Source organism: Alteromonas sp. P256, from assembly GCF_036864455.1.
Classification (GTDB): domain Bacteria; phylum Pseudomonadota; class Gammaproteobacteria; order Enterobacterales; family Alteromonadaceae; genus Alteromonas.
This window is the reverse complement of sequence record NZ_JAZETM010000005.1, coordinates 278,131-305,095: the sequence shown is the minus strand read 5'-3', so window position 1 is coordinate 305,095 and position 26,965 is coordinate 278,131. Positions and strand designations below refer to the sequence as shown.

Sequence of the window (26,965 nt, the reverse complement as noted above, 5' to 3'; positions counted from 1 at the left end):
GCTAAAATGCATCGATTACTTTATGCTTAAACCTCTCGTACTTTTATCCAAAACTATCAACACGCCCTTACCAAAAGCAGAACAACATAAATGCAGTCACCTTTTACGGATATTATTAATATAGGCCAGCAGTGCTTCGAGCGCTTTATTGATAGTAGTACGTCGCCAGAAATAATGGCGTTAGATATTGAGCTAGCAGGATGTTCAAACTTATCAGGTGAATACGTTGTTGGCAGAGTGATGCCGCCAAACCATACGCTGTTTTACTCACTATCAGGGGAAGGATGCTTTCGTACACCACACGGCTCGTTCAGCTTATCGAGTGGTCAGCTTATCACGCTACCCGCCTATCAAAGCTTCGAGGTGAGCATTGCTAGTGATAAGTGGGATATTATTTGGCTAAACCTATCAGATACAGAGCAATGGAACGGGCTTTCGAAACAACATCCAAGGGTTATCAGCAATATTAATTTAGCGGCCTTACATCACGCTATGGAGTTATTGTATTTAGAGCACGATAACAGAAACCGTGAAGCTGCCATACACATTATAGGGCGCCATCTGCGGCAGGTGATAAGCCAAAACGACCAAGAAAATAGTAAAGATGAGAGTAATGATAGACATGCAGTTAGGCTTCAGTCTTTATTTGCGGCGGTTGAGAATCAACTACAGTTTCAGTGGAGCGTACAGAGCTTAAGTAAAAAAGCCCATTATTCTGCGCCTCATTTGCATCGCTTGTGTCTTAAGTACTTTAAGAGAAGCCCTATGCAGCAGGTCATTTATTTGCGCATGCAGCGGGCGCGAAACCTGCTGTTAAAAACACAGTGGCCTATTTCATATATTGCCCATTACGTGGGCTATGCAAATGTGTTTACATTTTCTAAGCGGTTTAAAAAATCGGTAGGAAAACCGCCTCGCGAATTTCGCGAGGCGAAAATTGGACAATAAAGTTAGGCGAACACTAGTTGCCAGCAATCTTCATTTGACTAACCAGCACTGAGCCGGTTTGAACACTGCCGCGCACGTCTTTGTCTTTACCAATGGCCACGATATTTTTGAACATATCACGTAAATCGCCTGCAATGGTAATTTCGTGAACTGGGTATTGGATAATGCCATTTTCTACCCAAAAACCTGCTGCACCGCGTGAATAATCGCCGGTAACAATGTTTACGCCTTGCCCCATAAGCTCAGTGACAAATAGTCCAGTGCCCATTTCTTTTAGCAAGTCGGCGTCACTGTGTCCCGTATCACCAACAATCCAGTTGTGTATGCCGCCAGCATGACCATTAGACACGGTATTGAGTTTGCGCGCCGAGTAGGTTGTATAAAGATACGTGGCTAAGCGACCGCCATCAACGATGGTCATATCGCTGCACGATACCCCTTCGTTATCAAAGCTTGAGCTGGCAAGTCCTGCCTTAATAAGCGGCTTCTCTTCAATATTCATCCACTCAGGAAATACCTGCTTGTCTAAACTGTCGAGCAAAAATGACGAGCGTCTATACAAACTGCCCCCACTGATGGCGCCAACATAATGACCAAACAAGCTTGAAGCGAGGTCTTTATGAAACAGTACAGGCACGTTAGCCGTGTTGATTTTGCGAGCACCTAAACGGTCTACAGTAGCCTTGGCGGCCTCTTGGCCGACAAACGCTGCAGATTTAAGCAACGGCGCCTGGCGGTCAACGGTGTAGGCGTAATCACGCTGCATATCGTTATCTTGAGAGCCAATTACCATACAGCTTAAGCTGTAACGACTGCTGGGATAGCCCGCATTGATGCCATGAGTATTACCGTAAACACGCATACCTAAGTTAGCGTTATACGACGCACCATCTGAATTTGTAATGCGAGGGTCGTAATTCATTGCCGCCGCTTCAGTTTCAATGGTGGTCTTTATGGCTTTCTCTGTATCAAGCTCTTGCGGGTGATATAAGTCTAAATCTGGGAATTCAGTAGCGATAAGCTCTGCATCGGCAAGGCCGGTGCAAGGATCTTCACTGGTATAGCGCGCAATATCCACCGCTTTTTCAACGGCTAATGTAAGCGCAGCTTTACTTAAATCGGCAGTGGATGCACTGCCTTTGCGCTTACCTACGTAAACGCTAATGCCTAGTCCGCCGTCGTTGGTAAACTCAACGTTTTCAACTTCTTGCATGCGTGAAGATACTGCAATACCCTGCACCTTAGACATGCTTGCTTCGGCTTGTGTTGCGCCTTTTGATAAGGCCATTTTCAGTACATCATCAACGACATTCTGAATTTCTGATAGCTGTTGCTCAATTTGCATAGTAAGTTTCGCTGTCTATATTCGACTGTGATAGTTACAATTTGGCTAAAGTGTAACACTAATGAGTTTGAAATGAGTGATCAGAAACAGAATTCTCCACAAGATCCTTATCTAGAAGGCGCCAAAGCAACCACGTCTGAAGACGAAGATTTCGTTAGTAAAACGGAATTAAAGCGTCAGGCAAAGGAGCATCAAAAGCTTGGCGAAACCATTGTAGGGTTAACCGATGCCCATGTGGCAACTATCCCAATGGATGAAGAGTTAGCAGATGCCGTGGCCATAGCGCGTATTGTGAATAAGAAAAAAGATGGCTATCGCAGACAATTGCAGTTTATTGGTAAATTGCTTCGTCAGCGCGACACACATGATATTGAAGAGGCGCTGTCAAAAATAGCCCATCAGCATCAGGCAAGCAATGCGGCTTTTCATCAGCTTGAAAAAGCGAGAGAGTCGGTTATTGAAGAAGGCGATCCAGCCATTCAACGCTTAATTGAAGACTATCCCGCGTTTGATAGACAAAAGCTGCGTCAATTCAGTCGCCAGGTGAAAAAAGAAAGAGAGAAGAATGGGCCACCAAAAGCATTTAGAGAGCTTTTTCAATATATTAAGGACACTGTCCAAGACAGCTGATATGTCTAACGCAGTTAGACACTAGCAGTGATAAAAAAGGCTGATAACTTTCGTTATCAGCCTTTTTTGTATCTGTGTTTTGTGCAGGTCATCACTTATGCTGTTTCTAGCCTAAGTATGCGTCTTGTTTTGGTATGTCTTACTTTAACGTGTCTTGCTTTGATGGCTATTGCTTTGATGGCTCTTGCTTTGAAGTATCTCGCACAATGCTTATCAGCAAAAACTACGCCGTACCACCTACCGTAAGTTCATCAATTTTAAGCGTAGGTTGCCCAACGCCCACTGGCACGCTTTGTCCGTCTTTACCACACACACCAATGCCTTTATCTAAGGCGACATCGTTACCTATCATTGAGATTTTTTGCATAACCTCTGGGCCATTGCCGATAAGGGTTGCCCCTTTCACAGGCGCGGTAATCTTGCCATTCTCAATGAGGTAAGCTTCGGCACTTGAGAATACAAATTTACCCGACGTTATGTCTACCTGACCACCGGCAAAATTAGGAGCGTAAATGCCTCTTTCGATAGAAGCAATAATCTCCTGTGGATCGTGCTGGCCTTCTAGCATGTAAGTGTTTGTCATTCGCGGCATGGGCAAGTGTGCATAAGACTCTCTGCGACCATTGCCAGTAGGCGCAACACCCATTAACTTAGCATTGTGCTTGTCTTGCATGTAGCCTTTTAAAATGCCGTCTTCAATAAGTACGTTATGCTGTGTTGCCGTGCCTTCATCATCTACCGACAGTGAACCTCGACGATCGCTTAACGTGCCATCATCAACAACCGTTACGCCTTTCGCTGCCACACGCTCGCCAATGCGACCGCTAAATGTTGACGCACCTTTGCGGTTAAAGTCACCTTCTAAACCGTGCCCCACAGCTTCGTGAAGCAGTACACCTGGCCAGCCATTTCCGAGCACTACCGGCATAGCACCTGCTGGCGCTGCCACTGCCTGCATATTTATCCGGGCCATATGAAGTGCTTCATCAGCTAAGTTTTCGTAAAGCGGCTTGCCATTTTCATCAGATTGGAAAAAAGCATAGGCGTAACGACCACCCGCACCAGAAGAGCCACGCTCACGACGATCGCCATTTTCAAGCAATACAGAGCAATTAAGACGGACTAACGGGCGAATATCGGTAGCCAGTGTGCCGTCACTTCCGGCCACTAGTATTTCTTCATATACACCGCTGATACTAACCACCACCTGATTAACCGATGGCTCTTGCTGGCGGATGTAGGCATCTACCGACCTAAGTAACGATATTTTCTCGGCATCTTGCATAGCAAGAATGGGGTTATTCTCGCTGTATCGCGCGTTAAGAGGCTTTTCACCTAATGCTGACACTTGCTGAGTACCGCCGCTAGGGGCAATACCACGTGCCGCTTTGCACGCTTTCATTAACGCGTCTTCACTGATTTCATCAGAATACGCGAAACCGGTTTTTTCACCACTTATTGCACGCACACCAACACCGCGCTCAATATTGTAACTGCCTTCTTTGATAATACCGTCTTCTAACACCCAGCTTTCATGCTGGCTAGACTGGAAATACAAATCGGCGTAGTCAGTGTCATGGCGATGTATTGCCGCTAATGCACTCTCAAGCTTGGTAATATCAAGCCCTGAGTCTGATAATAAATGACGCTCTACAGATTTAGACAAAGTGACTCCTGAATCGGTTATGTTCGGCAACTGGCATATTTTGTTTAATAGTTTCTCGTTCTGCAATATCTACACTGGCTTTTAACACGCCCTTACCTGCAGCACGCTCTGCTACTGTTTCTCCCCACGGAGATAACACTATGCTGTGGCCATAGGTTTCACGCCCATTGGCGTGGACTCCCACCTGGCCTGCGGCGATGACAAAACACTGTTTTTCAATTGCTCGCGCTTTTAATAAGGCGTGCCAGTGGGCTTCACCGGTTTTTTGCGTAAATGCCGCTGGCAATACCAATACGTCGATATCCGCCATTGCAGTAAATAAACCTGGAAAGCGAATATCATAACATACCGCAAGGCCGATGTTGCCAATTGGTGTGTTTACCGTCACTACCTCGCTCCCCGCTTCTGTAAAGCGCGATTCTTTGTAGCTGCCTGTGGCATCGTTTACCGATACATCAAACATATGTATTTTACGATAATCAGCGAGCAGTGCTCCGTCAGGCCCAAACAACATACATGCGGCAGAGAACTGGTCTGGATTGGCTGTTTTGACCGGAAATGTGCCAGACACTATGTAGCATTGATAGCGTATGGCTAGCGCTGACAGGTGCGCTTGTATTGGCCCCTGCCCTTTTGCTTCAGCGATGGACAACTGACCTTTGTCTTTACCGCCAAAACACGCAAAGCATTCTGGCAGCACTACGAGGCTGTTTGGCGCAATGTCCGACTCTGACATGGCTTTAGACACCGCAGCCAGGTTTTCATCTACATCTGGCGTAGATGTCATTTGCAGTGCAACTAGATTAACCATCAATCACCTCCATTTTGATTCGGCGTACATCGTCTTCTGTTAGCGGTCTGTCTAACGGGTCTTTTTCGATAGGCACATTTTGCGCAGGCAAACTTATATCTTTGCTGTTGCGGTCTACCTCATCAAACTTAGGCTCGCTAATAGTGCCCGTTACGCGGTAATTCACATTTGAAATGACTTTTGCTGATGTAAGCACTTGATCGATAGCAATCGCAGCCAAGGCGGTAGGCGGCGTTGCCAAAAAATACACTAAGAACGGCAGGTTTCCGGTGACGTTTGGCGCAAATGACACATTGTAGTTGAGCCCGCCGGTACCGAGGTCAGTTAGGCCGGTAATTTCAATTTCCCCTGCGCCGCCGTCAATTAACGTGTCATCGGTATAAGCTCTACCATCAACAATATTCAGCGTACCGCCCATATCATCGTAAAAGAACCCTTTCGCAAATACATCCCTAAAATCTAAACTCAATTTTCTAACCAATGAATTTAAACTAAAGAGCGTGAAAATACGGGAGCCTTGGTCGCTTAATTCAGTTAAATAGCCGTCAGAGAGTGACCATTCTACGTCACCCTGCAGTTTTCCAAGTTGAAAGTCCATGGGCGAATTTTGCCAGCTAAAATTAAATGCTACGTCGGCTTCAGAGTCTTTAATGCCCGACTCTATTTCGAACTCTTTCAACATTTGCCCCACATCAGGCGATGTAAGACTTCCTTCAATACTCGTTTCAATAGCACCGTTCACGTAATGCCAAAAGCCCGTAGCGGTAACGTCAGTTTCTGGAGAACGTATCATTAGCTGACGTGCATGCAGTCCGTTATTCGTTTTTGCTATATCAACCGTGATTTTACCTAAATCAATACCATGAAATACACAGCTTTCACAGTAGAAGTACATCGGCGGAAGCGAGCGTGGATCGAGCTCAAAAGGATCGCTCTTTGTTTGCTGCACACTATCACCGGGCTTAGGTAAATTGAGGTAATCAGCGTTTATCTCAATACCTTGCTGCGCTAAATCTCCATTCACGCGAACGGTGCCTCTTGCAGCAGCAGAACCAATATCGAGCAGCCAATCCTCATTTCGTTCTTGCGCGTTCATCTGCACATTTTTAATGGTATGACCGGCGAAAGTCAGCTCTGCAGTTTTGGCAAATATCCTTGAGGGAGTGCCGAAAATATTGCCTTTACCGTTGCTTTTGCTATTACTTTTGTCATTTCTGTTTTTTTGTCCCCCTGATGTCAGCATAGACACCGTGGTAAACCACTCTGCAACGTTAGCACTTTCCAAGTTCGCCGCAATACTAAACCCAGTCCCAATATTCGCAATATCACTTTCTCCTAGCGCTAGGTGAGCACGGGAAAACTGCATCTCTTGATGAGGTAATGTGCCAGTGAATCGAATATCGTCACCAAGCGTTGCTGTTACATTTGAAGCTTGGCGATCTCCTGAGCTTTTAATATACAAAGGCAAACTTGTACCCGCCGGAGTTTCAAAAGGCGCAGGCAATATACTTTGTGTCGCGGTTAAGTCAGCGGTTAATTCAGCGGCGTAAGAAAAACTGTCTTTGGCCAAGGTTAAATCTACCGATGTTTGCCACTGAGTTTCACCGTCAATGTAGTCAGTAAGTTCAGTGTTCACATAATTGGCAAGAGGGTGAACATGCCACCGGCCCGCTAATTGAACATTTAATGAATAGTCTTTCTCTTGAACGCCACTAAGGTCGATGGTCACAGCTTGATTCAAAAACTGGGCCGACAAACCTGTTGCGCTAATATTGCCATTATCAAATGCAATGTCCCCGCTGGCCTTGTTAAAGCGCATTTTGGTTGTAGGAATATATACGGTGTTCTCTAGTAAAGCCGCGTTACCTGTTGCTCTTACCTGTTCGCCATTAAGCGGAATATGCAAATGAATATCGGCAGAAAGCGGCCCCGAAACCTGAACATCTTGGTTTAATACTTTGCCCAGCGAATCTTTAATAGACGAGGCCATCATAAGTTGGGTAAGCCCTTCACCTGTGCCCTCGCCCTTGGCATCAATTGTTAGAATTGAACCGGGTTTAAACTTTGGAATGCTCGCCGTCATATCGCCAATTTGCACATCGGCAAGCTTGGCAGAAGAAGTGGACATAAAGAGACCGTCATTCACAAAGCGTAAGGAAAGGTCGAGTTCGTTTAACGCGGGCCATTTCGATGAAAACAAGAAGTCACTGTCTTTAATATCCACGTACGCTTGGAATACGCCTTGTCCTTCGGTAAAAGGAAAATCTTGCGTTTTTCCAAACCACAAAATGCGCGCTTTATCGATACTACCTTTGCCAGTAAACGCTCGTGTTAAATAGTTATCTAAATTGTCGCTCATTACTGGCGATGGAAACAGCTCGCTCACGGTACCTAAAGACAGGGGGTCGATATCAGCGAACAACGACATGTTGCTGGTAGATGTATTGAGGCTAAATGCCGACGTAAGCGCTACGCTGTCGGTATCTACAATAATATTCTCGCCCTTTAGTGCCCATTGACGAGACGATGCTGCGCGTTTTTTGTTTGATGATGATATTACCGTTGATGTCGCTGCGGCGATTGCATCTTCATCATCTGAAGTCTCATAAAGGGGATATACGTAAATGTCTGCGGCGATTTTATTGACGTTTATATCTCTTTTGATAATGCCCTGGCTAGTGAGCTTACTGTCACTTGACTCTAAAAATACTGCCCCATTGTGTTTATACCAAAAAAAGTCAGCATCTAGTGACGAGAGCCCTGGGATAGAGGCTGTCTTTGTCCACGTTAAATCTAACACTTTTGCAGCTAAAGCAGGGGCTCCATTTTGCCATTGCACTTGTAGCGTGGCTAACTCACCTTTGGGGTCGAGTGCCCGTATTTCTTCTTCATTGGTGTCATCTAGAAACAGCGGTAGCAATAATAAAAAAGGGTTTATTTCAACGGGCTTAACGGTGTTGAACACTGCGTTACCATTATTGGATACATGGCCGATTACGTCCGTTGTTAACGTTGCACTACTTGAGTTAAGTTTTAATTCGTCAACGCGAACATTCCAACCATCTTTTGAAGGCAGCGCTTGTAAGCTTCCTCCAGTTATACCTGTTACGGTTTTAACCGTTTCATTTCCCCATTGGAACAAACTGTTATTGAGTTCAGCTTGCACTGAGCCAATCGCGGTTTCAGAAAAGTTTGCCCATACCTCTAAGTTCGCTCTGCTTTGCGCCAAAGGGCGTTTAGTTTTAATTAAATCACTTACCCATGGTGAGATATCCAGGTCTTCTGCTCTAGCGTAAAACACGCCGTCAAACTCATCTTTGTTGCCATTAATATCGATAACAAATGACGCTGAATTTGCGGAAACCCCATCAACTTTTATGCGTCCCAGCCCTTGGTGGCGCGCTTCAAAATTGTTCCAAGACAGGCTGTCGATATCAAAGCTATTGGTATCGCCATTTCGCGTTAACGATATTTTGCCCTCTTCTAGCGAGAAGCTTTGCAGTTGCTCTAAAAAAAGACGCTCTAGCGCGTTGATGACTGGAAACTTATTTTTGCTACCACCAGAAACGCGGTCGGCATCAATGTCGAGACGTAAACCACGCAACTCAAACCGAGGAGAAGAAATAAGCTGTTGACGAAGAGACTGCCAGAAATCCAGCTCTACATAAATTTGTCGAATATTGAGTTCTACAGGAGAAGCGTCGTCTTTTGCTAACGAGACTGAATTAAGCACAATACTAGGACCACTGCGCTCCCAGACCGCATGGACAGTATCAATGGATAAGTTTACTCCGTATTGCTCGTTGATATAATCTTCTAGCAAATACTTGTTGTGCTCGATGTGAGGCAAAGCATACCTTGCAGCACTTAATAACAGAGCAAAAAGAACAAGTAATACGGCGAGCAGCAACCAAAACTTCTTCAATAAATAAGAAGCTGCCGACGAAAATTTTGTCACACTATGCCTTTCTTAACGTTAAAGCGTTACATCATAACGACGTCGTACTTATCCTGGTTGTACAGTGTTTCGGTTTGCACTTTAATCTGTTTCGTTACAAACACTTCTAACTCAGCCAACATATGAGACTCTTCTCCCATCAGTGCTTCAGCAACTTTGGGAGACGCATAAACAACGAATTTGTCAGCATCATAGGCTCTGTTTACGCGCACAATTTCACGCATAATTTCAAAGCAAATTGTCTCAATTGTTTTCACGGTGCCACGCCCTTTGCACACTGGGCACTCACCACACAAAATATGCTCAATACTTTCACGAGTTCGCTTGCGGGTCATTTCAATCAACCCTAGCGCGGTAAACCCGTGAATATTGATTTTGGCCCTATCCTTGTTTGTCGCTACCTCTAATGAATGTAAGACCCGTCGTTTGTGATCAGGTTCAATCATATCGATGAAGTCGATGAGGATCATGCCACCTAGGTTGCGCAAACGCAGTTGACGAGCGATAGCCTGAGTAGCTTCAGTATTGGTGTTAAATATGGTTTCTTCTAGATTGCGGTGACCAACAAAGGCCCCCGTATTAATGTCGATAGTGGTCATTGCTTCAGTTTGATCAATGATTAAGTAGCCACCCGATTTTAAATCTACACGGCGCTCTAGCGCACGCTGCGCTTCATTTTCAACATCATACAAATCAAAAATTGGTCTGTCGCCAGTGTAATATTCCAGCTTCCCATTCATTTCAGGTACATATTCTTTGGTAAACTGAAACAGCTCTTGAAACGACAATTTGGAATCAATACGAATTCTATCTAGCTCGGTGCCGACAAAATCTCGAAGTACTCTTCGCGCTAGCGGCAAATCTTCATACAACACATTCGATTTACGTTTTTTCATGCGAGATTGAATTTTGTCCCACAATCGACGCAAAAAGGCGGCGTCTTGCTGCAATTCACTTTTTCCTACGCCTTCAGCAGCCGTACGAAGAATGAAGCCGCCGTTTTCATCGCAGAACTCTTGTACCAAGGTTTTTAAGCGCTCACGCTCTACTTCTTCTTCAATGCGCTGCGACACGCCCACATGAGTCACAGAGGGCATAAACACAAGGTAACGACTAGGTATAGTGATATCTGTGGTTAAACGAGCGCCTTTAGTGCCAATAGGGTCTTTAACCACCTGCACAACGATGTCTTGTCCATCGCGTACCAACTCTCGAATATCTTGTTTTTGAATGTGGCTTGCCGATACTTCCTCAGCAATCTCGTTATGAATAACGATATCGGAAGCATGAAGAAATGCCGCTTTTTCTAACCCTATATCCACGAATGCGGCTTGCATACCGGGTAACACACGGCTGACCTTTCCGCGGTAGATATTCCCCACCAGCCCTTTTTTAGTGTGCCGCTCTACGTGTATTTCTTGCAAAATACCGTTTTCAATAAGGGCAACTCGAGACTCTGACGGTGTAACGTTAATTAATAGCTCAGCACTCACTTCACAACTCCAAATTCGTTGAGCAATTGACGCGTTTCGTACAAGGGTAATCCTACTACAGAACTTGAACTGCCGTTAATAGAAACGACGAATTCACCACCTATGCCCTGTATAGCATAACTGCCTGCTTTATCGGCTGGCTCGCCAGTTTCCCAGTAATCGATGATTTGCTGTTTAGTTAGTGTAGCGAATGTAACCGCTGTCACTACTGTGCGAGTAACGTGTTTTATCTGGCTAAGGGCACTAATTGAGGTTAGTACTTGGTGCGTTTGCCCCGACAGCATGCTGAGTATGCGAATAGCGTCAGCTTTATCCACTGGCTTGCCTAGGCTTTCACCATTAAAGGCAATCAGTGTATCGCTTGCCAACACCACAGTGTTGTCTTGCAAAGCCTGTTGCTTTTCGAGCTTTTTCATTACGGCTTGGGCTTTTTCACCAGCAAGGCGCGCAACTAAGTCATCTGGCTTCTCACCCGGCTTGGGTGTTTCATCGATATCGGCAGGACAGATGGTGTGAGCCACATTCATTTGGTTTAACAGTGCAGTACGCCGAGGCGATGCAGAAGCAAGTATAAGGTGAGAGTGCATTGGCAAAACCTTTTGATGTAGATATATACGGCATAACATCACGTCTGCCGTTCACAACCGGCATTATTACATGATGGAAAACTGTCTTCGCGTTTTGCGCAGTAACCAAAACACCCAGGGCCACAGCACCATAGATGCCGCAACGGGCCACAGATAATCAACTTGGAAATAGATATCGGTAAGAAGGTGTTGAACCCAAAATGTCAGCAAATGATAAAGCGAAGACAGTAGCCCGATAATAATCGCTTGCTGCCACACTGAATAGTTTCTCAAGCGTTGATAATTAGCCGCCAAAATGTATATCGACAAGCTAAGGCCAAGACTATGAATGCCTAGTGTCGTGCCCACCAGAATATCCATTGCAACACCGGTGATAAACGCAACCCCCACATTTACCCGATTAGGCAACGCCATACTCCAGTATGCCAAAACCACTAACACCCAATCAGGGCGATAAACATCGGCTTGAATGGGCAGTGGCACAATTTGTAACACTAAGGCGATAATAATGCTGCCCCAAATAATAACGTTGCGTTTACGCATCTTCTGACTCTTCTACCACGTCGTCTTCGGGCTCTATTTCACTTTCGCCGTCAATTTCATTACTTGATTCACCGTTGTCATCGTCTTCATGCCATAGCAACAGCAAATGACGCAGTCGGTCAAGACTTGCCGTAGGCGTAACAATAACACGAGCAAAAGGGCGGCTTTCATCTCTCACCACTTGTGTCACCCGGGCAACAGGATACCCTTCAGGAAAGACGCTTCCTAAACCAGACGATATTAAAAGGTCGCCCTCTTGAATATCAACACTATGAGGAACGTGTTCGACGTATAGCTCATTAAGAGAGCCGCTACCTGTAGCGATAAAACGAATATCGTTTCGCAATGAACGAACCGGAATAGCATGGGTAACATCCGCGACAAGTAAAACACGGCTGTTAGTCGACCCAACCTCCATTACTTGTCCCACAATACCCGAGTCGTCTATGACAGGTTGAGATAGATACACCCCGTCGATGGCGCCTTTGTTAATGACCACCTGCTGACTGTAAGGGTTCTTATCTACCGCCATAAGCTCCGCCACCATTTTGCGAGACTCTTGTCGCATGGGGGCTTGTAGCAGGGCTCTGAGCTGTTCGTTTTCTTTAACCACTACATCAAATTGCTGAAGCTTCTCGCTCATCAACAGCAATTGGTTAGACATGGTTTGGTTTTCTGCAAGAAGCTGCTCTTTTGACGTTAGTCTTTGAGCACTCTCACTTAAAATGAGGCCGGGAAGATTGGCTAAATACTGAATGGGACTCATAAGAGAATTTAAGTATACGCGGGTAGACTTAAACCCTTCTAATTTATGGTCGACGAATATCAACAGCACCGACAGTACAAGTGCCAGTGTCAGTCTGTTGTTTAATGAGGGACCGCGAGTAAATATAGTATCCATGATACAAAGAAGGCAACCTCAAGGTTGCCTTACCTGTTTACTCGTAACTAAACAAGTCGCCACCATGGAGGTCAATCATATCGAATGCCTTACCACCGCCGCGCGCTACACAAGTAAGTGGATCGTCAGCGATAACCACCGGAATACCGGTTTCTTCCATCAACAATCGATCTAAATCTTTTAACAGTGCACCACCGCCTGTTAACACCATGCCGCGCTCGGAAATATCTGATGCAAGCTCTGGTGGAGATTGCTCTAATGCAACCATGACCGCAGAAACAATACCCGTTAGCGGCTCTTGAAGTGCCTCTAATATTTCATTTGAATTAAGCGTGAAACCGCGAGGCACACCTTCAGCCAAGTTGCGTCCACGCACTTCAATTTCACGCACTTCTTCACCAGGGTAAGCCGCGCCAATTTCGTGTTTAATGCGCTCTGCTGTAGCTTCACCTATAAGCGAACCAAAATTACGACGAACATAGTTGATGATTGCTTCATCAAATTTATCACCGCCAATGCGCACAGACGACGAATACACCACGCCGTTAAGCGAGATAATCGCAACCTCGGTAGTACCACCACCGATATCAACCACCATTGAGCCTTGGGCTTCTGACACTGGTAGACCTGCACCGATAGCTGCTGCCATCGGCTCATCAATGAGATACACTTCGCGCGCTCCGGCACCTAGCGCCGATTCTTTGATTGCGCGACGTTCAACTTGAGTTGAACCACAAGGTACACAAACGAGTACCCGTGGGCTTGGACGCATAAAGTTATTGTCGTGAACCTGCTTAATGAAATGCTGAAGCATTTTTTCAGTCACGTAGAAATCGGCGATAACACCGTCTTTCATTGGACGAATTGCACGAATGTTACCCGGCGTACGACCTAGCATACGCTTTGCTTCTGCACCTACTGCAGCCACACTTTTAGGGCCTGCTGCACGTTCTTGTCGAATAGCAACTACTGAGGGTTCGTTGAGAACAATACCTTGGTCTTTAACGTAAATCAGCGTATTAGCTGTTCCGAGGTCGATGGACAGATCGTTAGAGAACATGCCTCGAAGCTTTTTAAACATGAAGAGTGTATTCCTGTTTTTATGTTAACGCGTATTTGCAAGGATGAGATGGCGACGCTTTAACGTGAAGTCGAATGTAATTTCGCACACTTTAACAATGGGGGCAATTTTCGGCAAGCAATGCCGATGGTTACCGTTAAAATATCTTCATTTTTTATCAAATCAATGCGAAACCAATATGTTTGCCATATGTCACGCAGCATTGTTACAGCGCAGTACTGTCACGACAATAACACATAACCGTAGTAGGAAACTCACTACTGTATAAAGATAAGCAACCTACTGCCTTATCAAAGGGTGAAATTGTCTAAGCGTGTATAAGGACATGAATAAACATGTGCACTAGTTGCCTATTTTCTCGCGCTTATAAATTATATTGTCATTACCTCGGTACACACCGAAGGTCAGCGTGGCCGAAGGGGGCTCATCTGCCACGCCGTTGTTACTCCAATCCCACAGCAACCACGGCTGGGCATCAAAAGTAACAGGGAATTCGCCCTCGCCATTAGGCGAAGTAAGTCGAATACCTTCACCAGATACATAACTCCCCTGCGCCAATGTGCCTGAGTTTTCAGTAGCTAATTCGTTCGATGCATCGTTAACCCCAGTGTGATTATACACTGTGCAGCTATCATTCGCGTTTACACGCCAATCTTGACCATCAAAATATTGGGTAGAGAATGGCAGTAATAATGGTTCGTTAGCACTGCCGTAATTATTCACCAATGTGGCTCTTCCATAGGCAAAGTCTAGGCCTGCATCAATAGTTGCCAAACAATTCCCTGAGCATGTGCTGCCGTTAACCAAGGCATTTTCTAATTGCCCACGTTCAATGTTCAGTACCAGAGAGGTGTTCGTATACGCCCCGTCCAACTGAGCGCTGCCAAGGCGCGTAAAAATGATATCGGTGTCGGTAAAGTTAATTTCCCCAGTAGTACCTGATTGCGGCCAACTCATCGTGTCCACATTAGCTAAACGGTTAAGTAACGTACCATCAGATTCAATGACCATCTCTAGCCCTAGTAGCTTATCAAAGCCCCCTCTATAATTATTTGTGCGCTGCCCGTTGTGATTAAGTGCTGAAAGCGTGTAAGACACGTTTGAAATGGGTTGATCAAAATAGGTGAAACTCTGGCCAACTTCACAGGCAGCATCCACATTCCCTGAAAGTGCGAAGTTTGCTGGAGCAAAACGACCAACATTCGCTATTTGCCCTTGAACCAGAGTACTGGTTAAGTACGCTGCCCTTGCATTAATCGCAATAGTGCCAACTTCATCATAGTTGAGTCCTACGGTTGTAACAGGCTCATCAATAAATACTGCTTGAGCACTACCTCCTGTACTTGATGCTGATAACGCTAAGTTACCAGTATCGCCAGCTGCGGGCAGAATTGCGGTTGGTGTCAAAGATACCGAGCCAGAAAAATGATCAGCCGATATATTATTGTCAAGGGCACTAAAATCGTCAGGTATGCCATCTTCATTGGTATCTTCACCCTCTACCCATTGGGTAGTTCGAAGCTCCAACACAAATTCTTCACCGGTTAACGCGAGCAAAGAGTCGTTAGCAGAAAACGCATATGCATTCGCATTTGGGCCTGTTTTAGCGTTATTTAAAATACGAGTAGCAAAGCCGAATGGCCTTACCGTAAATAGATTTGATGAGCCCGCCACACCTGAGCGACCGGTTATACTTGCTGACAGGGATACCTCACCAGCATCGGGGTATTGCACGGTGATTATGGCTTGTGAGTCGCTATTAAATAAAAGCGGCACGGCAGTTGGTGAGAGGCCGAGTGTATAGTCTTTGTTATTATTGCTAATAAGCATTTGATTTGAACAGTTGCCGCTACTTGAGCAGTTATAGTTCATGTCTACTTCAATTTCATTGTCTCGCAGTAAATCGGAAGCTTCACAGGCTTCAAGTGCATACGTCTTCTTATTAAACCCAACATCTGATGGCTTACCGGAAATTTGAGAAACAATAACATCGCTACCATCGGTGATATTTTTAAAGACCATACCGTCTTTTTCAAAGTTTATTTTACAACTTCCCAGTGCCACCTCTTTACCGCCAATAAAACAGCGCAGCTGTGAGGATGGTGTTTCACCAGAGGTCGCTAAAACCGGATCGTTACCTTTTAAGCTTTCGATGTTGAGGCTTGTCTGCCCAGTAAATGAAACGCTATTGGCGGGGGCCCAAGTATAGTTGTTACCCGACGCTGGCAGTAAGCCGACTGTGGAAGGTTGGGAATAAAGAAGATTGCAGTCAACGTCAGCACATGCCTTTAGCGTAACGCTTTTTGCTGCACAACTGCTTCCCTTGTTATCGGCCATTTCAAATCGGTAATGGTTAAGCACCTCTATCACTTCTCGCCCACAAATTCCGGGAATAGACGCAGGAACATTATTTGCTGTAAGCAGCAGCGTGTCATCAGTCGTAATCCCTGCACCCGCGGTAAATCGGCCGACAAGGTTACTGCTTAACATATTGGTAAATCTTACTTGTCCGGTGGCCAGGATGAGCGCATTGGGGTTGGCACTATCTATTAAAACGTCACCGTCAACATATATCGCTAAATATGCGCCTTCTTCAACATTGATTGATGCATTGCGTATTGTAAGCAATGTTGAAGTCGTGCCACCGGTATCAGCAATATAGATTCGGGTAGGCGCTACAACATGGTAGCTTTTAGGCCCAATTACCACGTTTTGCCGCTTAAAGAAGTAGTCGCCAGCTAATGTGGTACCTATCTCAGGGCCAGTGTCTTGAATATCGAGGGTTGGAATAGCTCTGGCCTGCGAATCGGTTAACGCGTTGGTGTTAGTAGCAAAGCAATTTCGGCCATTCACACCGCAATCCGGTAAATTATTACCCTGCCCGTTAGCATCAGTTCGTAAATCAAATGTGGTTAGCGCCCCATCGTTTTCATCGATAATTCGAGAACGAGCAGAAAGAAAAATATCACTACCACCGAATGTGGCAAGGGCGCCAGGAAACGCAACATCACAACTTGGTAAGTTACCGCTAAATACGAACTCAGACGTCATAGCCAGAATACTTGCCTCTTCTGGTGTATGGTTACGTTCGCTATCTTCGCTCCTATCTTCATCCACTCTTAGGCCCAGCCGATTTCTGTTGACGCCGCAGCTTCTCAACCAGCCGCCATCAGTTCCTTCTCTGCTTATTTTACTTGCAGCGACCAGCGGTGTTTGAGGGTATGAGTTTCTAAAATCGTTGCGGAAACAACCGTCACTCCATCCTGAAATCAGTGTATCTGCAAACGTAGCCTCCCAGACAACTTCAACGCCGTTATCATCAAAAAAACTACGATCGTAACCTGCCGTTGTTGCCATGTAGGCTACGGTTTCATCTCTAGAAACCTCACCAAACTCTGTTTCTGATGCCTCTAGCGCAACAAAGTAAGCCATTTCGTTTTGCGGCGCAGCGGGCGTTAAATTGCTGCCCACTGCGTCGTATTTTGCCGCAATTGTAAGAAACGGAAGCAAATGCTCATTGGGCGGTTTTTTTCCATTAACATCAATTTGATTATTAAGTGTTTGAATAGAGTGAAAAAACACTGGTTGCTCGCCAAAATCAGTTTTTAATGGCACTTGTGCATAACGAGACTCATCTGCCCCTGTTAACCCTCCTTCTTCATACCACGGCGAATTAGCCGACGCCTGTATGGTGTCGGCCCCAAGCTGCATTTTGCCAACTTCCACAATATCGCCGTCTGGAAATTCATGAACGCCATAGGCAATGGCGAGATAGTGCGCCCCCATTGTGATATGCGGCCCGTCTTCTCCAGACGGCTCAAGTGGCAAAGCCTCAAACCCTGTTCGTGTCACATTGCGAATTTTAACAATGGCAGGGTTTGACCCCTGGCTTGTGGATAGCATAAACACCGCTGGCGGCTCATCGTATACTTGCGAAAAGCTGATCGTTGTCCACTCTGCTTTATTGTAGGTATTTTGCAATTCAATAAAGCGCCCTTCAATTTGCGGCACCGAGATAGCGTTACTGCAAAATAAAACCGTCAGCGTGGCTGCCAAACGCAAAGCCAATTGAAATTTGGTATACATCATTCTTCTTGCCTTATTTCTACTAACAGCTCACGGGACGTATTGAGTTGACCAGTACTGCAAGCAGCAAGAGCGCCAAGAGAGTAAACCCTTATTGCACCACCGCTCACTTCCGGCTCATCCACATTAATCTCAACCTCGCAAGAGAGGCTTACCGAACAGTTTTGCATATTCGTGGTACTAAATATCACTGGTGTAGTGACCACACTGCACTGTGGATTGCCGCCGCTGACAACCCGGAATATAGCCACCTCCAACGCACTTTGCGCCGTTAGGTAAGCTCTTGCACCGTAATATTCGATGGACTGCTGGCGAACGGTAGATGAAATCTGATTGGAAAGTGCAATACCCAACCCTAAAAGCACGATACTTATAACCAGCGCGACTACAATCGTAGAGCCACGCTGCTTTTTGGGTAATGGTTGACGCTGCGCCAACACGCTTCGGCTAGGGAACATTGGGAAAGTGAATCTCGTGCAATATGGAAAGGGGCTCGTCGCCGCGTGCCTGAAGGGTTAACTGTAGTTCTATTAAGCCATTTTGCTGTAACCCTGCCGTACTAATATTCGCGCTCCATTGGGACACATTGGTGGCAATAAGGCCGCTGGTTCCGTTTTGGGTTCTTACTAATGCTCCTGTGCCAGCGGTGGTCGCTTTGCACACAGAAACTTGTGCTGCGGGTACAAAAAAGCGCTTACCCGGTGATGTTTGATTGACCGAAGCGTTCAGAGTTACATCGTACTGATTTGCGCTTGTAGGCGCGTCGGCGGCACTGTTGATAGCATCAATAATACGGCCATTATCAGTAACACTTTGAGGATTCGTTGGGTACACCACCAGCCTATCGTTTACAGCAAGAGTGCTATTAAACACCACCACGTGCATGGGGTTGTCGAAAGCATCATCCACGTAAGTGCCACTTTGCTTTATTGGGTAGTAGGTTAAACAGCCAAGCGTTGGGTCGTAGGAAACCGAGTTAGGCACTATATTTCGCAGCTCTTTTTCAAGACGAAGAATGATAAATCTCGCCTCAGAGACTAATCTAGTTCGCTCGGCACCGGTGACATATATTTGCGCACTTAGTGAAATAACCTGAGCGATAGATACGCTAATCACTCCCAAGATAGTTATCACTAGGATTAGCTCGATAAGGGTGAACCCCTTTTGAGAAGAAGGCCCGCTCATTAATAGCTGCCCCTATACGCACTAAAGCCGTAGGTTTGACCATCGGGCGCGGTTACCGCAATGTCCACGCGCTTAAACCTATCACCGTCATTTACCGTGCCGTCGTTTAAGTCGCTGTCGTACTGAACCACTACACTCACACTGTAATTAGCATAGATTCCCCCAACGTCACTAACTGTAAACCCGTTGTAATCATCTACATCGTCATAGTCACTCTCATTGACTTCTTCAGGGCCTAGAGTAGTAGAACAATTTGCTTTTTGGTTACAGGTTTCAAATGGCGGGCTTCTGTCACTGTTTTCGTCAAATGAGCGACTTAAAATATCATTTAACAGTGATTGACCTAGCTTTGCTGCTTTGACTTGTCGCAACGGCTCTGCAGTTTGTGCTGCCTGCGGCGCAATAAGGGAAAGGACAACGGTAAGACTTATTGAAAACACAACAATACCGATTATAAGTTCAAGAAGGGTAAACCCGCGGCTTATCAAAGGAGAGCTAACACGCATATATCGCACCCTCTTGCTGCAGACATACCGCCACGTTGCTTACTTGAATTTTACACGGGTTATTACACGCGATGTTACTGGGCCTTCCCATACTATCGAATTGAATTTGCGTAAAGGCCACGTCATTTTCATCCGCAGTTTGAAATGAAAAGCCAGAGGGCGTATTAACAACTTGATCGCTATTAAACGCAGTAGAAATAGGGTTAATACAGTCATGCCCTGCGGGCGGCGCTATAGCAGATGGAGTAATTTTGACACAGCTCGCGTCGTTGACATCTTGCATGGCGCGCAGCTGAATATTGCGCACTACTTGCAACGTTCTATCTCGAAGGGCGGTAGCCTCTTCGCTGTCGCTACCTAGAAAACGGGGCGCGACGGTAGCTGCCAGCACCCCAATAACCACTATGGTTATGATAAGTTCTACAAGTGTAAAACCTAATTTTTTCACATTACTGAACGCACGTGTTAACGGCGATCGCTGGGCGTACTCCAGCACCAGTAGAATCTGAATACACAACCGAACATGCCGCTGTTGCAGTCGTTGGTGCCGTAGTACTGTAACTACCAAAACCCGTCGAATAAATTAATACATCCGTGCCCGATGCTAAAGTGGTAACACCGAATTCAGCTGCGTCAAAATCAATCATTTTTGGAATGTTCGCTGCTATTGCCTGCGGGTAACCATTTACCGCAGTAACAGTGACACTATTTCCCAAACCAACACTACCAGGAGTAGTGGCGGTGCCTGACACATTTTGTATCAGTGCTTTCCCGTTTACTACAGAAGCTGCCGTTTCTAAAGAGCCTGCTATACCCTCTAAGGTTGCATCTCTGGCGTCATCCTGCAGATTTAAAAACTTTGGCGCCGCGGTAACCGCAAGGATGCCAAGTAATACAATAACTATGATGAGTTCGATTAGGGTAAAACCTTGTTGCTTTGATACTTTTTGCATAATTTAACGTCCTATGCGTTATTTAAAAAACAGTTACCTGGCCTGTGGCCGGGTTGTAAGTAAATCCATCGTAAATTGCACCATTTGGCACACCGTCAGCTGGCGCTGCGTTATTGGGCAGGCCCATAGACTGCACCAAATAGTAGTTGCATATTGTATTTACGCTTGAGCCATCAATACGCACCGCATACCTAAAATCTGCAATAACCGCATCATTAGCTGATGTGGTATTGGTAGGAGCAGACTGAAGTATTAAGTCGAACACGTTTTTACACTGGTTAACGTCTACCGACGTTATCAGCGTATTGCCCGCGGCACTGCCCGTTGGGTAACCCACGGTGCCATCAACGCCCACTGGAGTTTGGTCATAAGTGATCGCTGTTCCGTTGGCACTGCCGTTGTTTCCATTTGGCCTACCTTCCACTTCCCACTGCGCTCGCACTAGCCCTACAGCGGCAGCAAAGCCACCAGCAACCCCTTCAACGCTTGCTTCTCGCGCTTCATCGGTTACGTCAATAAAACGAGGTAACGCCGTAGCGGCCAGCAGCCCTAAAATAATGACCACAATGATCAACTCAATAAGTGTAAAACCTTGTTGTTTCACTGCCACGCCCTCTCTTTTTGCGGTACACCGCCATCGTTAGTATTCATTGTGATTCCTCATTGCGCCATTCTCAGCACTATAGGTAAACCACGGTTGATCATCGATAAAATATTCACAGAGTAAAAACCCATTTTGCTTACGCGTCTTACTGTGCATCTCACTGCCAACTTCATCCCCGGCTAGCGAAAGTAAATAATCACACGCCTTAGTGCTGCCTTTCGCTGAACCCACTGGCCAACCCATTGTGTTTATTGCCACACTCGTCCCAGCGTGTTTGTTTTGTGACAGCGTGCCGCTGGGGTCCACCTGGGTTTCATAAATAGAAACGGGTGAGCTTTTTGTTCTTATCCACTGCGCTCTAGCTTGCATAACAATGCGCTGAAAATTACCTAATAACGCTTCTTTTTTTACCGTTTCAGCTTCTTCTAAAACGGGCATCATGTGGTTGACATACGCCATCGTCACCAGCGCTAATAAAACACCAATGGTAATAAAGTTGAGAAGCCCGCTTCGCGCCACTTTCACTTAACGTTTGACCGCATGAGTATTCATCACGTTAGCCGCCTTTTACCGCTGACATCATATCCCACATTGGGGTGAAGATACCTAGTGCTAGCACTAACACCATCACCGCAACGAACCCTATAAGTATAGGTTCAATTTTTGCGGTTAGGCTTTTTAAATCAAAATCTACCTCACGCTCGTAGTAGTCTGCGCTTTCATCAAGGAGCGGCTCTAGACGACCGGTTTCTTCGCCTACTGCAACCATCTGTAGGACTAAATTTGAAAACAGCTCACTCGATTTAGAAACCCGCAGTAAACTCTCGCCTTTCTCAATGCCTTTTCGCATTTCAATAATTCGAGTACGCATATAAGCATTATCAACAGCATCGGCGGTTAACGATAAACCGGAGGTTAGCGGTACACCTGCACGCAGAATCATTGAAAAACTTCTGCTGTAACGTGACAACAATGATCGCTCAATAATGCCACCAACAATAGGCAACTTTAGTTTAAATTTGTCCCATTTCAACCGTCCATTAGTCGAATTAAGGTACTGTTTCAACGCAATTATTCCACCAACAAGGGCCGCCAGCATCACCCACCAGTAGTTAACGAATAAATCAGAAGTACCAATTAGTATTCGCGTCATCAACGGCAGTTCAGTATTGAACCTTGCGAACATTTGGGTAAAGACGGGAACCACAAACAGGTTAAGTATAAACATGGCGATTACCAGCGCGATAATCACAAAGGTGGGATACCGCAGGGCTGATTTTATGCGCTTGCGTGTTTCCTGCTCTCTTTCAAAGTAAAGGGCCAACTGCAAAAACACATCGTCTAACTTACCGGTGTTCTCCCCTACTACCACAACGGAAATAGACAACCTAGAGAAAATACTTTCATATTTAGACATGGCTGATGACAGGCTCCTGCCTTGTTCAAGCTGCTCCGCAATGTCTTTTAATACTGCTTGAAAACGCTTGTGCGATGCGTTTTCAGACAACCCTCTGATGGCTCGAATAATAGGGATACCCGCTTTTAACAAAGAGTACATTTGACGAGAGAATATAATCATCTCATCAAGGCCAATCTTAGATTCAAACCACGCACTTACATCAACATTAAGCCCTGAGCTGGATGACTGTTTTTTCGATTCTTGTATGGTCAACGGCACAATTTTTTTCGCCAACAATGCCTGCGCCGCCCCTTGTTGAGAGGCCGCTTCGATAAAACCTTTCATAGGTTTACCTTGTGCAGATTTACCAGCATATTCAAACTGTGGCATCAGTGATTAATGACCTCTGGCACGAACTCCGCCACTTTAAACACTTCATTAAGCGACGTTTTACCCTCTGCAGCATAATCGAGCGCCATATGAGAAAGCGGTGTGAAGTCTTTGTTCGCTTTTGTGGCATCAACAAAGCCCTGGGTGTTATTTTCCCGCAGCGACTCCATCATATCTTCATTCATTTCCAGCATTTCAAACACACCAATACGGCCTTTGTAACCAGTATGATTACAGGTGTTACATCCGGTTCCTTTATAAAAGGTGGCGTTTTCAAGTTCGGGCATTAAGAACCGAACCCATGCTTGCTCTTGAACACTCGGAGCGCTGGTGGTTTTGCAGTTTTCGCATATACGCCTTACTAACCGCTGTGCCACGATACCTCGTAGTGAGGTAGCAACTAGATACGGTGCCGCTCCCATATCGATAAGACGAATAGCGCTGGTTACTGCATCATTGGTGTGCAGCGTACTTAACACCAAGTGGCCTGTTAATGCGCCCCGCAAGCCAATCTCCACGGTTTCTTGGTCACGCATTTCACCTACCATGATAACGTCTGGGTCTTGACGTAACGTAGTCCGTAAAATAGAGGCAAAATCCAACCCTATTTTGGCGTTAGTCTGTACTTGGTTTATTCGAGGAAGCCTGTATTCAATGGGGTCTTCGACAGTAATAATCTTTAAATCGGGTTTGTTCAGTTCGCTTAAGGCGCCGTACAACGTTGTTGTTTTACCGGACCCCGTTGGACCTGTGACCAAAATCATCCCGTGAGGGCGATGTATGGCTGCGCGAAATTTGCGCACCATTGCGTCGGGCATTCCGGTTTGATCAAGGGTAAGCAACCCTGCGGATTGATCTAATAAACGCATTACTACCGATTCGCCGTTACTCACCGGCATGGTTGAGAGTCTCACATCTATGGTGTGACCCTTTACCTTAATATTAAAACGGCCGTCCTGAGGTATACGCTTCTCTGAAATATCTAAACCTGACATCAGCTTTAAACGCAGAACGAGCGCCGACGCAATCTTCACCTGATCTAAGGTGTTCTCTTGCAGCACACCATCTACGCGCTGACGAATGCGCAATATATTTTCATCAGGCTCTATGTGAATATCTGACGCCCGCACCTGTACTGCATCTTCAAAAATAGAATGCAGTAATTTAACCACCGTAGCGTCTGACGTATTGTCATCTAACGCAGATAGCTCGAATTCAACATCGTCCTCGTATTCCTCATGAAGCTTTTCTGCAAATGAAGCGATATCCTGAGTACGACGGTAAACCGAGTCGAATGCCTCAACAATTTGATTGTCTTGCACAATGGCCAGCTCTACAGTGCGTGGCTCAAATAGGGGCATTAACTGATCAAGCCCGCCTAGATCAGTAGGATCGCTCATACCGAGCAGTACGGTTTTATCGTCTACTTCAAGTACCAGCGCGCGATACCGCCGAGCGTAGGTTTCCGGTAAAAGCTGAGCATGTTCCGGCGTGATATTGCGATGGGAAATATCTAAAAACGGTACATTTAGCTGCTGTGCTAAAAAGCGCAGTAGCTGTGGTTCGCCGATGAAGTTAAGCTCGATTAATGTGTCGCCCAGTTTACGCCCTGTACTTCGCTGTGCTGACAGTGCTTGGTTAAGCTGCTCGCTTGTAATGATATTTTCATGAACAAGTAAGTCACCTAATCGCATTTTTAACCGTGGTTGCATTACCGTACCTCCTTTAATGCATTCAACCTTTCGATGACATACTGCTTAGAGGCAGGAGAAACGCCGCCATTTGCGAGTGCGGCTTCAAACGCCTCAATGGCCTCTCCGTTTTGCCCTAGCTGGTCGTAATTAGCCCCTAAGGCCAACCACCACTTCCCATTTTGTGGCTGTAAAACCGTCATGGCAGAGAATGCTGATATCGCAATCTCTGGCTTATTGATTGCTTGAGCGGCAGTACCCTTAATAATGAGATAGTCGCTGCGCTGCTCTTTCACCGCCTGTTGGTTAAATGCTTCAGGCATAACGCTTAACGCTTCTTCGAAGCGACTTTTTGCGATTAGAATTTTACCCATTAGCTCTCGCCACATGAGGTTTTGAGGCTCAATGCTCACCCCCTTTGATAAAACAGACAGCGCCATTGGAATATTATTTTGTCCGAAGTATAAGGCGGCAAGTTGCTTGCGGGCCTCATGGTTTTTAGGCTCTACCTGAAGAGCCAGTAGAAAATTCTGTTCGGCATCTTCAAACATACCAAATTGATAAGCGTTTAAACCGGCGTCTAAATGAAACGCACTCTGCTGCTTCTGGGTTTTAGGTGTTATTGCGGGTTTGCTGCTTACTACCGTGCTGTTTGTTGTCGTTCTCTTTCTATCAGCAACACTATTATTAACAGCGTCTTTATCATCCGCATTGTCATCAGCAGTGGCTGTTTTGATGTCTTTTACACTTCCCTTAGCTTGGGTAGCGGCCTCTTTTAGCCTTTCTTCTTGAATCGCTGTCTCTCTGGCCTTTCTATATTCGGCTTCATCATCAAAGGCTGCCTGCCCTGCTTGGCTTTCTTCTAAAGCGCCTGGTTCTAACTGATCAGGCACTTGCTCAAACACTTGCTCAAACACTTGTTCAACGACCGGCGTAGATTGAGCTAGCAATGCTCTGTCCTTATCAGATAAAGGCACACTCTGCATGCCTTCACTCGGCGACGAGTCGGGCGTGTCATAACCCGTTTTGGGAAGAGCTTCAGAAGCGGTTTTGGAAGGCGTTTCAGATGTGTTTGCAGAAGGCTCTTTGGAAGCCGTTGAATTTTGCGAACTCTCTGGCTTATCACCTATAGAGTAAAGTGCCGACCACACCACCAAAACTAGCACGGCAATTAGCGCGAATACTTTGCGTATAGAAAAAGACTTACGAAGCTGTACAGTGGGCGGTAAACCAAAATCACTTTCTTGGTTTCTATCGTCAAGCGACTTCAACGTGTTGTTTAAAATACTCATAAGCCACCTAGCGTCATTTGCCAAGTGCCCAGCGCTGCAACGAGCGCAAGAGAGAGAAAAAACAAACGCTTTTGAGGCAGCACCCGTCGCCTGCAGTCTTCAGTGTCCAAAATAGCGTTGACCATATGTTTAGATGTTGCCGCCTTCTTTCCTTCTCCATACACAGAGAGAAGAAGTTTATGACATACAATATTCACCAATCTCGGGGTACCTGAGCTTGTAAACGCAATGAAAGGGCGCAAATACCGAGGGATCAGCCCTTCATCACCGCCTGCTGTCACTAATCGGTGTCCAATGTAATAGTCTACTTCAGCGCGGGTCATTTTTCGTAGCGAATAAGAAAAGGTTATTCTTTGGCGAATCTGCCTCACCCTTTGGTTATTAAGGTTGTCATTTAATTCTGGCTGGCCAAAGAGTACAATCTGTAGAAGCTTACTTTTCTCGGTTTCTAAATTACTAAACAGCCGCAGTATTTCCAGCGAATCCCAGCTTAACGCCTGTGCTTCATCAATAATAAGAATTGCCTGACGCCCTTCGGCTTTTAGGCTCAATAGCTTTTCTTCAATATTGTTGTGCAGGTTAACTCGCTCTTTCGACTTGCCCGTTTTAATTCCCAACTCTTTGGCAAAAGCGATGCGTAATTCGTCGGGAGACAAATACGGATTTGGCAGATAACACGCCACAAATCGGTCTGATAAATGATTGATAAGTTTGCGGCACAGTAACGTTTTTCCCGTCCCTACCTCGCCAGTCACTTTTATAAAACCTTCGGACATACTTAGCGCAGTAAGGATAACTTTTAACGCTTCATTATGCGGTGCTAACGCACAAAAAAAATCGGTATTCGGCGTGAGCGAAAACGGCATTTCGTTGAAGTGAAAAAAGTCCTTATACAT

The 26,965-nt window shown here is 45.8% G+C and carries 23 protein-coding genes; 2 read left to right on the top strand and 21 right to left on the bottom strand.

Translation table 11 applies throughout. The annotated features are described in order from the left end of the window. Positions 1-90: 90 nt before the first annotated feature. Positions 91-948, top strand: coding sequence for a helix-turn-helix transcriptional regulator (locus V7R39_RS10490; protein ID WP_334030585.1), 858 nt, complete (start codon positions 91-93; stop codon positions 946-948). A gap of 13 nt (positions 949-961) precedes the next feature. Here V7R39_RS10490 and pmbA read toward each other — a convergent pair whose 3' ends face one another. Then, positions 962-2,293 carry a metalloprotease PmbA gene (gene pmbA / locus V7R39_RS10485; RefSeq protein WP_334030583.1) on the bottom strand — a complete coding sequence of 444 codons (1,332 nt, stop codon included), beginning with the start codon at positions 2,291-2,293 and terminating at the stop codon, positions 962-964. Positions 2,294-2,365: 72 nt separating this feature from the next. On the opposite strand from pmbA, the gene yjgA reads away from it, so the two are divergent. Next, positions 2,366-2,923: a ribosome biogenesis factor YjgA gene (gene yjgA / locus V7R39_RS10480; protein ID WP_334030581.1), complete on the top strand. Its 558-nt coding sequence runs from the start codon at positions 2,366-2,368 to the stop codon at positions 2,921-2,923. Between the two features lie 223 nt (positions 2,924-3,146). Here the strand turns inward: yjgA and tldD are convergent, their stop codons facing one another. The 20 genes from tldD to V7R39_RS10380 form a co-directional block, all read right to left on the bottom strand. Then, positions 3,147-4,589 (bottom strand): metalloprotease TldD, encoded by a 1,443-nt coding sequence (gene tldD, locus V7R39_RS10475; RefSeq protein WP_334030580.1) that lies wholly within the window; start codon positions 4,587-4,589, stop codon positions 3,147-3,149. Continuing rightward, on the bottom strand, positions 4,582-5,400 hold the full coding sequence (locus tag V7R39_RS10470) for a carbon-nitrogen hydrolase family protein (protein ID WP_334030579.1): 819 nt from the start codon (positions 5,398-5,400) through the stop codon (positions 4,582-4,584). Before V7R39_RS10470 ends, tldD begins: the two co-directional genes overlap by 8 nt. Beyond that, the gene (locus V7R39_RS10465) at positions 5,393-9,358 is read right to left on the bottom strand and encodes a YhdP family protein (protein ID WP_334030577.1); all 3,966 of its coding nucleotides are present in this window, start codon (positions 9,356-9,358) and stop codon (positions 5,393-5,395) included. The genes V7R39_RS10470 and V7R39_RS10465 overlap by 8 nt, the downstream gene beginning before the upstream one ends. 26 nt (positions 9,359-9,384) lie before the next feature. Next, positions 9,385-10,851 (bottom strand): ribonuclease G, encoded by a 1,467-nt coding sequence (rng, locus tag V7R39_RS10460; protein WP_032094815.1) that lies wholly within the window; start codon positions 10,849-10,851, stop codon positions 9,385-9,387. Further along, positions 10,848-11,438, bottom strand: coding sequence for a Maf family protein (locus V7R39_RS10455; protein WP_334030575.1), 591 nt, complete (start codon positions 11,436-11,438; stop codon positions 10,848-10,850). Before V7R39_RS10455 ends, rng begins: the two co-directional genes overlap by 4 nt. 66 nt (positions 11,439-11,504) lie before the next feature. Further along, entirely contained in the window at positions 11,505-11,981 is a 477-nt protein-coding gene (gene mreD / locus V7R39_RS10450; RefSeq protein ID WP_334030573.1) for a rod shape-determining protein MreD, read from the bottom strand. Next, a complete protein-coding gene (mreC, locus tag V7R39_RS10445) occupies positions 11,974-12,882 on the bottom strand; it encodes a rod shape-determining protein MreC (RefSeq protein ID WP_334030571.1) in 909 nt (302 codons plus the stop codon). Before mreC ends, mreD begins: the two co-directional genes overlap by 8 nt. A 37-nt stretch (positions 12,883-12,919) precedes the next feature. Beyond that, a complete protein-coding gene (locus V7R39_RS10440; RefSeq protein ID WP_032094811.1) occupies positions 12,920-13,963 on the bottom strand; it encodes a rod shape-determining protein in 1,044 nt (347 codons plus the stop codon). Positions 13,964-14,305: 342 nt separating this feature from the next. After that, positions 14,306-18,052 carry an H-type lectin domain-containing protein gene (locus V7R39_RS10435; RefSeq protein ID WP_334030568.1) on the bottom strand — a complete coding sequence of 1,249 codons (3,747 nt, stop codon included), beginning with the start codon at positions 18,050-18,052 and terminating at the stop codon, positions 14,306-14,308. After that, entirely contained in the window at positions 18,049-18,507 is a 459-nt protein-coding gene (locus V7R39_RS10430; RefSeq protein WP_334030566.1) for an agglutinin biogenesis protein MshP, read from the bottom strand. The genes V7R39_RS10435 and V7R39_RS10430 overlap by 4 nt, the downstream gene beginning before the upstream one ends. Beyond that, complete coding sequence (locus V7R39_RS10425; RefSeq protein WP_334030565.1) at positions 18,497-19,234, bottom strand: type II secretion system protein; 738 nt, start codon at positions 19,232-19,234, stop codon at positions 18,497-18,499. Before V7R39_RS10425 ends, V7R39_RS10430 begins: the two co-directional genes overlap by 11 nt. Then, positions 19,234-19,740: a prepilin-type N-terminal cleavage/methylation domain-containing protein gene (locus tag V7R39_RS10420; RefSeq protein ID WP_334030564.1), complete on the bottom strand. Its 507-nt coding sequence runs from the start codon at positions 19,738-19,740 to the stop codon at positions 19,234-19,236. The genes V7R39_RS10425 and V7R39_RS10420 overlap by 1 nt, the downstream gene beginning before the upstream one ends. Further along, positions 19,730-20,188, bottom strand: coding sequence for a type II secretion system protein (locus V7R39_RS10415; RefSeq protein WP_334030563.1), 459 nt, complete (start codon positions 20,186-20,188; stop codon positions 19,730-19,732). Before V7R39_RS10415 ends, V7R39_RS10420 begins: the two co-directional genes overlap by 11 nt. Before the next feature lies 1 nt (position 20,189). Then, positions 20,190-20,693 carry a type II secretion system protein gene (locus tag V7R39_RS10410; protein WP_334030561.1) on the bottom strand — a complete coding sequence of 168 codons (504 nt, stop codon included), beginning with the start codon at positions 20,691-20,693 and terminating at the stop codon, positions 20,190-20,192. A 22-nt stretch (positions 20,694-20,715) separates the two neighbouring features. Then, positions 20,716-21,303, bottom strand: coding sequence for a prepilin-type N-terminal cleavage/methylation domain-containing protein (locus V7R39_RS10405; protein WP_334030560.1), 588 nt, complete (start codon positions 21,301-21,303; stop codon positions 20,716-20,718). 30 nt (positions 21,304-21,333) lie between these two features. Continuing rightward, on the bottom strand, positions 21,334-21,822 hold the full coding sequence (locus tag V7R39_RS10400; protein WP_334030559.1) for a hypothetical protein: 489 nt from the start codon (positions 21,820-21,822) through the stop codon (positions 21,334-21,336). Between the two features lie 31 nt (positions 21,823-21,853). Next, positions 21,854-23,086: a type II secretion system F family protein gene (locus tag V7R39_RS10395; RefSeq protein WP_334030557.1), complete on the bottom strand. Its 1,233-nt coding sequence runs from the start codon at positions 23,084-23,086 to the stop codon at positions 21,854-21,856. Then, positions 23,086-24,798: a GspE/PulE family protein gene (locus V7R39_RS10390; protein ID WP_334030555.1), complete on the bottom strand. Its 1,713-nt coding sequence runs from the start codon at positions 24,796-24,798 to the stop codon at positions 23,086-23,088. Before V7R39_RS10390 ends, V7R39_RS10395 begins: the two co-directional genes overlap by 1 nt. Continuing rightward, positions 24,798-26,069, bottom strand: coding sequence for a tetratricopeptide repeat protein (locus tag V7R39_RS10385; protein ID WP_334030553.1), 1,272 nt, complete (start codon positions 26,067-26,069; stop codon positions 24,798-24,800). The genes V7R39_RS10390 and V7R39_RS10385 overlap by 1 nt, the downstream gene beginning before the upstream one ends. Next, a complete protein-coding gene (locus V7R39_RS10380) occupies positions 26,066-26,965 on the bottom strand; it encodes an ExeA family protein (RefSeq protein ID WP_334030551.1) in 900 nt (299 codons plus the stop codon). Before V7R39_RS10380 ends, V7R39_RS10385 begins: the two co-directional genes overlap by 4 nt.